General features: G+C 45.1%; 5 protein-coding genes. 4 read left to right on the top strand and 1 reads right to left on the bottom strand.

Annotation, left to right across the window (positions count from 1 at the left end):
• The first annotated feature begins 341 nt into the window (after window positions 1-341).
• Complete coding sequence (locus tag ARB69_RS25225; protein ID WP_055155371.1) at window positions 342-995, top strand: cobalamin B12-binding domain-containing protein; 654 nt, start codon at window positions 342-344, stop codon at window positions 993-995.
• An 11-nt stretch (window positions 996-1,006) separates the two neighbouring features.
• On the opposite strand, the gene ARB69_RS25230 is transcribed toward ARB69_RS25225, so the two are convergent.
• Window positions 1,007-2,707: a GGDEF domain-containing protein gene (locus tag ARB69_RS25230; RefSeq protein ID WP_055155372.1), complete on the bottom strand. Its 1,701-nt coding sequence runs from the start codon at window positions 2,705-2,707 to the stop codon at window positions 1,007-1,009.
• 451 nt (window positions 2,708-3,158) lie between these two features.
• On the opposite strand from ARB69_RS25230, the gene ARB69_RS25235 reads away from it, so the two are divergent.
• The 3 genes from ARB69_RS25235 to ARB69_RS25245 all read left to right on the top strand — a co-directional run bounded on the left by ARB69_RS25235 (window position 3,159) and on the right by ARB69_RS25245 (window position 6,979).
• Window positions 3,159-4,793, top strand: a complete 1,635-nt coding sequence (locus ARB69_RS25235; RefSeq protein ID WP_055155373.1) for an amidohydrolase — start codon at window positions 3,159-3,161, stop codon at window positions 4,791-4,793.
• 42 nt (window positions 4,794-4,835) lie between these two features.
• Window positions 4,836-5,765 carry an EamA family transporter gene (locus ARB69_RS26380; protein ID WP_055155374.1) on the top strand — a complete coding sequence of 310 codons (930 nt, stop codon included), beginning with the start codon at window positions 4,836-4,838 and terminating at the stop codon, window positions 5,763-5,765.
• Between the two features lie 485 nt (window positions 5,766-6,250).
• Window positions 6,251-6,979: a F0F1 ATP synthase subunit A gene (locus tag ARB69_RS25245; RefSeq protein ID WP_055155375.1), complete on the top strand. Its 729-nt coding sequence runs from the start codon at window positions 6,251-6,253 to the stop codon at window positions 6,977-6,979.
• The last annotated feature ends 237 nt before the right edge of the window (window positions 6,980-7,216 follow it).

The raw sequence follows: 7,216 nt of genomic DNA on the forward strand, positions 1-7,216 counted from the left end.
CCTATCTGGCATCGGGTGTTCTAGAATCACTTTGCAGCACGGGTGCATATCGCAACGGCATATACAGCCCCAGCGCCTCCCTGTCATAAAGCGTCCCCATCCGTCGACTAGGCTAAAGCTAGCCGACTAAGTCCCGATTTTGTTTGTAAAATGTTTGAACGTATGAGATAATTATTCGAATGATGTGATATGATTCTTATAGTTATACTATTTTTGGCAAGATAAATGAGGATTCTGCCCCCCTATAGGCGGAGGGATGAATCAATAAAAACTAGGTTAACGGCAGTGGCGGGCGAAGAAAAATCGGTATCCCCCACTGAGGTCAGGTCGGGGGTAAAAGTATGGAACTGATTCAGGAGATTAATGAATATCTTCAATTAGGAAAGGCTAAGATGGTTAAGGCTCTGATCCGGCAGGCTCTGGCCGAGGATATAGATCCCAAAGTGATATTGGACGAAGGGCTTCTTGCGGGAATGATGGAGCTTGGGCTGAAGTTTAAGCATAATAAAGTCTTTGTTGCTGAGGTTCTGGTTGCGGCAAGTGCCATGCATGCAGGGATGAAGGAACTTGAACCCAGACTGGCTGCCGCGGGGGCGGAACCAGTGGGGAAGGCTGTTGTTGGCACGGTCTTTGGAGATCTGCATGATATCGGAAAGAATCTGGTCATTATGATGCTCAAAGGCGCCGGATTTGAAACTTATGATCTGGGCGTTGATGTGGAAACTTCAGTATTCATTGATAAGGCTGAGGAAATTGGCGCGGATATTATATGTATGTCAGCACTGCTTACCACGACGATGATCCGGATGGAAGAGTGTACGGCTGAACTGGAGAGAAGGGGGCTGCGGGATAAATATATACTGATGGTTGGGGGAGCTCCTGTTACGGAATCCTTTGCCGGAAAAATCGGAGCAGATTTTTATACATCGAATGCAATGAATGCAGCAGAAGTGGCAAGAGAAGCGGTTTTTCATAAAAGGAAAGGGCAGCGCTAACAACGCTGCCTTTATTGATCACGTATTGACTTTATACTGTTTTCTTTCCGGTATTTCATCTTGCTTTTATACATGTCATCGTCTGCCTGCCGGAATACCCTGTCTATTTCATTTCCTATAATTGTATCAGAAGCATTCCAGCCAATTGAAAGAGAAAAGTTATACTCACAGGAACTGTCCGCACTCTCGATTTCTTTCTCCAGCATAGAGACGTAATCGGGCAGTTCATGGAACGGGGCCTGAATGAAAGCGGCGAATTCATCGCCTCCGATCCGGAAGACTTTTCCGGAATCCTGGAAGATTTTTGACATGCAGCGGGCAGCTTCTTTTAGTATAATATCGCCTGCCTTGTGGCCGTAAGTATCATTGGTCACTTTTAGATTGTTCAGGTCACAGACATAAAATACTCCGGGAAACGGGGTTGTGCGGCTTCGGAGTTCATTCATGAATTCTTCAAATGCCAGCCTGCTGCCCACGTTTGTGAGGATATCTGTGTAAGCCAGCTTTTTCAGTATTTTATGCTCGGTATAGTCATTGACAAAACCCAGCATGGCTTTAACGCTTACGTAGATCAGGATCGAAATAAATAAAATAAAGCCATAGCGGTAGAACCGGCTGTTATCTGCCTGCGGGTTGATATAAAATTGTATCAGCGCCAGTACTGCGGAGAGGATCAGCAGAATCAGGGAAAGCAGCATAGGTTTTGCAAAATGGGAAGAACTGCCTTTGAGCCTGTGCAGTAAAAATAGAAGCAGTACAATGCCGTTCAGCACGATCAGGCTATGTGTAATCGGAAGCATCAGGACCAGGCTGACATTTCCCAAAGAGTATAAAATGCCCTGGACTGTAGCATTTAATATCAGAACACATTTCATACGTGCGAGAACTCTCCGGCTGTCCTGGCATAGTGTGCTGGTGATAGAAAGCATAGGCAGTGGCAGCACCATAAAACTGAAGAAAGAGAGGACACAGACGGCGACAGTATTCCCCCAAAACAGCTGAGGAAGCTGGGAATCGGTAAATATCCATAAAGCCGAAATTAGTGTCAGAAGCGAAAGTTCACCAAATACGGAATAATTGTAATCCAGCTTTCTGTACTTCTGCCAGAGAAAGGCAGAAAACAGGCACAGGCTGGCAAGAAGCATTATGAATAGACTGATGATTAGTTCGGCATGAGAATAAAGATATTTTGTAATATAGGAGCTTGCCGTGCCTATTGAGATATCTTTAATTCCGACACTGAGAAACGTATGGGGCTGAGTAATCTCAACAGATAAGGTTCTTCCGGAAAAGTCACGGTCAAGCGGAATCTGGCAGATGAAATGTCCCGACATATTGGCAGGCAGGTCTACGGTATCGTCAGAATAATCATAGATACAGGTACCGTCAACAAAGACCTTTATGTAGTTAAAGTTATTCTCAATGAACAGGTAATCCTTATCGGACAGCGGGGGCAGTTCCCTGCGGATTGTTACAGGAGCATCACTTTTTATACTCCAGGTATTGAGCTCAGGCAGAGTAGTTTTTCCGCCCGAAGCATCAAGGGTATACCAGCCTTCGGATAAACTGACAGGCGGATCTGGTATAAAACGGCTGTCCGGCATATGTTCTATATGAAAGATGCTGTAGAACACATACAGAAAAACCAGTACAGAACAGAGAAGCAAAACTTTATATAAATAATCAACTTTAACGTTCGTTTTTTTATTCACAGGATATCCTTTCTTTTCAGTGAAAGAGAGTACATTTATTATACTATAACATAATTAGCAACTCATAGAAAGTGTATAATGTGAGATGAAATGCTCCCATGCTAAACGTATGTAATGGCTCGCAGCACCCTTCAGCGCAGGTGAATTTCAAGGGAATAGATGTTGTAACAGAAGAAAATGGATGCCATATGTTGATATTCAACTATGGTATTCCTTTTTGTGCGTGTTTACTTGGCGATACTGTGAGAAAATGAAGATTAATCACTATCACCTGCTTTGAGTCATAGAATAGTTGCACAAAAAATATGGAGAATAATTAAAAAAATTATCATGATAGTAAAAAAATGAAAGAATCATAAAAAAACGAAAGAATCCAAAAATAATATTGATTTACATTTAAATTAACAATTGCTATATTTTAATACATAAAATTACAGGAGGAACATAAAGGATGAAAACAGATATGATTTTGCTAAGTGAAAACATATTTACCGCAGGTTCACTGGGGATGGTTTCAGGAGGGGTAGCCATTGCAGATAATAAAATTCTTTGCATAGGCTCAAAAGAGGAAGTGCTTGCACTGGCAGATGAGGACACGGATGTCAGAGATTTTGGCACCAAATTAATAACACCGGGGATATGCGATTCACATGTCCATTTGTTTGCAGGGGCCTACATGATGTCAGCGCCTTATGTTGGAGGGTATTCGAGCGCAGAAGAATGTGCAAAATCCCTGTACGAGTACTATCAGGCACATGAAGACGAGTATGAAGAAGGAGAATGGCTGAGTTCCTGTGGTTTTGTGATTGCGGAGTGGGATGACCCGAAGCCGCCGACAAAGGAAATTCTGGATCAATATTTTCCGGAGCGTCCGGTATATATTTACGACAGCGACCTTCATGCTGCATGGGTAAATTCTAAAGCTTTGGAATTAGCCGGACTGGCACCGGATACTCCGGATCCGCGGTTTGGCCGTTTTGAACGGGATGAGCAGGGGCATATCACGGGATATCTGGTTGAGGAAGCGCAGAACCCGGTTGTGCGGCTTGCATTTAATATTCCTTATGCAAAGGAACGCAAGCTGATGGAAGAAAAGAGTGAGGACATTTGTAAGTATGGTGTCACTTCTTTGATTGATATGCGTGCACTGAATAATTACAATATGGGAAACCTGGACGTGTTAAATGACATGGCTGATGAGGGTGCACTGAAGTTTCGGTATAATTATGCTACATGCCTGACTGGTACGATTGAGGAAGCATTGGAGCACACCGAGAAATACGGCGATCCGGAGCAAATGATTTACTATTCAGGGGTCAAGGAATTTGTGGATGGTATTGTTGTTGCACATACTGGTTTGCTGCTGGAGCCTTATACAGACGATGCAGACGCAGACTATAACTTCTGGGCAACAGATTTGGAATATGATGCGCAGCGCGTGAAGGAATATCATAAAAATGGTATCAACCTGCAGTTCCATGCAGTAGGCGATGGCGCAGTGCGTAAAACCATCGAGATGTATGAGGATGCCATTGCAGAAAATGGTGAGACGGCTTCCAGGATGTCCATTGAGCATCTGGATATGTCTTCGCCAAAAGACTGGGAACGTATGTCAAAGGCAGGCATTATCTGTTCTGTACAGCCGCAGCATCTGGCGCTCTTTCCAACATATGGGGACGAGCAGTATGCAGATTGTGTGGGACCGGTACGGACAAAGAGCCTTTGGGCATTTAAGAGTATGCTGGACAATGGGATTCATCTTGCTTTTGGAACTGATTTTCCGGTTGTTTCCTATGATCCCCGTATCAGCCTTCATAGGGCAGTGACACGTACATTCCCAGACGGGCAGCCTGCTTCTGGCTGGAATCCGGAACAGAAACTCACCCTGTGGGATGCATTATATGCATATACATGGGGCGGCGCATACAAAGCAGGGAAAGAAGCGGTACTTGGAAGCCTGGAAAATGGAAAACTTGCCGATATTGCTGTCTGGGATTGCAATCTCTTTGAGATTCCTGTGGATGACATTTTGAACTGCAATGTGGAACTCACTGTTTGCGATGGACGTATTGTGTACGAGGTATAGTGCATGTCTCGTATGTGATGATAGAAAGGACGAAAACTGATTATGGAATTATTGATTTTTATTGCACCGCTTTTGCTGAATGTGTTTGGCAATACGATCTATAATGTGGCAGGAAAAGGTACGCCTGAAAAAGTAAATTCGTTTGCCAGCCTATCCTTAAGCTACATGGTTGGTATGGTATTGTGTGTGATTTTATTCTTTGTAACCAATCCTGGAGGGAATATACTTGCAGCTGTTTCCAAAGCGAACTGGGCTTCTTATGTACTGGGCCTGACGATTGTATTCATTGATCTGGCACTTATTTTGTTATACCGGGTAGGCTGGGATGTCAGCATCGGTTCCTTGATTGCAAATATCGGTGTATCACTGATGTCTGTAGTTGTGGGTGTTGCCTGCTTTGGTGAAGCAATGACTATGATTAAGGGCGGCGGTATCGTTGTTTGTATCCTGGGACTTTACGTGGTTAATTCTCCGGAGAAGAAGAACAAGACTGCTGTGTTGGAAGGTGAGGAAACAAAGAGCAATGCTGCAGGGAAAAAGAAGAGTCTGCTTATGTGGATGCCGGTTCTGCTGATGATTGTAGCAAATCTTGCTTATAGTATAACTGCAAAGGTAACTCCTTCTGATGTAGATACTTTCGCTTCCGTTTCTCTGACATACCTGGTCTGCATTGTTTATGCGCTTTTAATGTTCTTTATCACAAGTAAAAATAAAAACTATTTCAAAGAGATTAAGAAAGCGAACTGGACGGCTCCGGTGTTGGGCGCCTGCCTTGTATGCCTGGAAGTTTCAACGATTTTACTTTTCCGCGTAGGCTGGGATTTGAGCGTGGGACTGCTGCTGGCTTATGTGTTACTGGCAATTGTACTGGTAATTCTTGGACGTGTTGCCTACAAGGAAAAACTGACTACAAAACGTCTGATAGGTATTGGAATTGCACTTGTCGGAGTTATACTCGTCAGTCTTGCATAAAAATGTGGGTTACTGTGCATACCCTGCGGGTGTGCACAGTAACGGCATCTGCCCATTAAAAGTCGCCTGCGGCGAGGGGTGCTATGCGCCAGTGGCGCATGTTTAGCACGGACCGAAGCGGAGCAAAGACCAGATGCCCCGAGACCATCACTTTATTGGCTCCGATGCCGTGCAGCGAGGTGCACGGCACGGTCTGAATAGTAACAAATGTGGGGACATCTTCGGGGAGAAGAGGCCGTCGGAAAATGCATGGTTCATACTGTATATTGCTGCCTGACTTCATAGTCGCCTCAATTTATAGTTTGTGAATTTTATTTCCCGGCAGCCCCAAAGCCTCCGGGAATCTCTGAGAAAGTCAAGGGGAGGTGCTGAACGGCAGCCGAAAGGTGCTATTTACAGCACTTCCTTTTCCGTACACATTTTAAGGGAGGAGAGATGTCACTGGCAATATTTATCGTATCTGGAATAGGAGGAGTAAAGAAACAATGATAAACGTGGAAGAACTCGGCGCCCGGATTATATTGGGCTTCGGAGAGGGAAAGCTGTTTATCACAGAGAGTACATTGTTTGGACTCGTGATTGCCGTGATACTGGCGGTACTGGGGATCTGGCTCGGAAGCGGGCTGAAGACGGTGCCGAAAGGAAAACAGGTGGCGGCGGAATTTATCGTGGGCTGGGTGTATAAGTTTACGGAGAACAACATGGGGAAGGAGAACAAGTCCTATGCGCCCTATGTGGGGAGCATCCTTGGGTTCGTATTCTGTGCGAGCTGCCTGGGGCTGTTTGGGATCCGTCCGATTACGGCGGACTTAAACGTGGCGTTTGCACTGTCAGGACTGACGTTCCTGATGATCCTGGCCAACTCACTGAGAGTGCACGGGGTAAAGGGGAAACTCAAAGAGATGTGCGACCCGTACCCGTTCATGTTCCCGCTGAAGATCCTGGAGGAGTGTACATTACCGATCTCCCTGGGCCTTCGGCTTTTCGGGAACATCCTGGGAGGGTTCATCGTAATCGAACTGTGGCTGCATCTGATGACGCACCTAAGCAGCATGATTACGACGGTCCCGTTTCTGCGTGCGGTTACGGTACTGCCGCTGAATGCGATCTTTGACATAGCGGAACCGTTAATCCAAACGTACATATTTACCACGCTGACCGTGATAAACCTCGGTGCAGCAGTCAAAATAATGTCTGTGGGACACAGCGAGTAATAGGGAAAAGAAAGACAGCAGATCAGTACAGGACTATGTATTTACAGGATTGTCTGTACGAAAGTATCAAATATGCGGAGCAGGCCCCGCTGCTAAAGGCGGCCTATATGGGCTTGCAGCGTATCTGCTGATGGTTTAGAACAGATTCGGAGAAAAAAATAAGAGGAATTGATTACAGGAGGAAATAGATATGGGAATGGTTGCACTGGGAATCGGGATGTGTATGGGATTAGCAGC

Source organism: Faecalicatena contorta (assembly GCF_001404335.1).
Taxonomy (GTDB): Bacteria; Bacillota; Clostridia; order Lachnospirales; family Lachnospiraceae; genus Faecalicatena; species Faecalicatena contortus_B.

Bases quoted from the DNA above. Each gene is read 5' to 3' on its own strand.
- ARB69_RS25225 (WP_055155371.1), top strand. From the start codon at position 342: ATGGAACTGATTCAGGAGATTAATGAATATCTTCAATTAGGAAAGGCT.
- ARB69_RS25235 (WP_055155373.1), top strand. From the start codon at position 3,159: ATGAAAACAGATATGATTTTGCTAAGTGAAAACATATTTACCGCAGGT.
- ARB69_RS26380 (WP_055155374.1), top strand. From the start codon at position 4,836: ATGGAATTATTGATTTTTATTGCACCGCTTTTGCTGAATGTGTTTGGC.
- ARB69_RS25245 (WP_055155375.1), top strand. From the start codon at position 6,251: ATGATAAACGTGGAAGAACTCGGCGCCCGGATTATATTGGGCTTCGGA.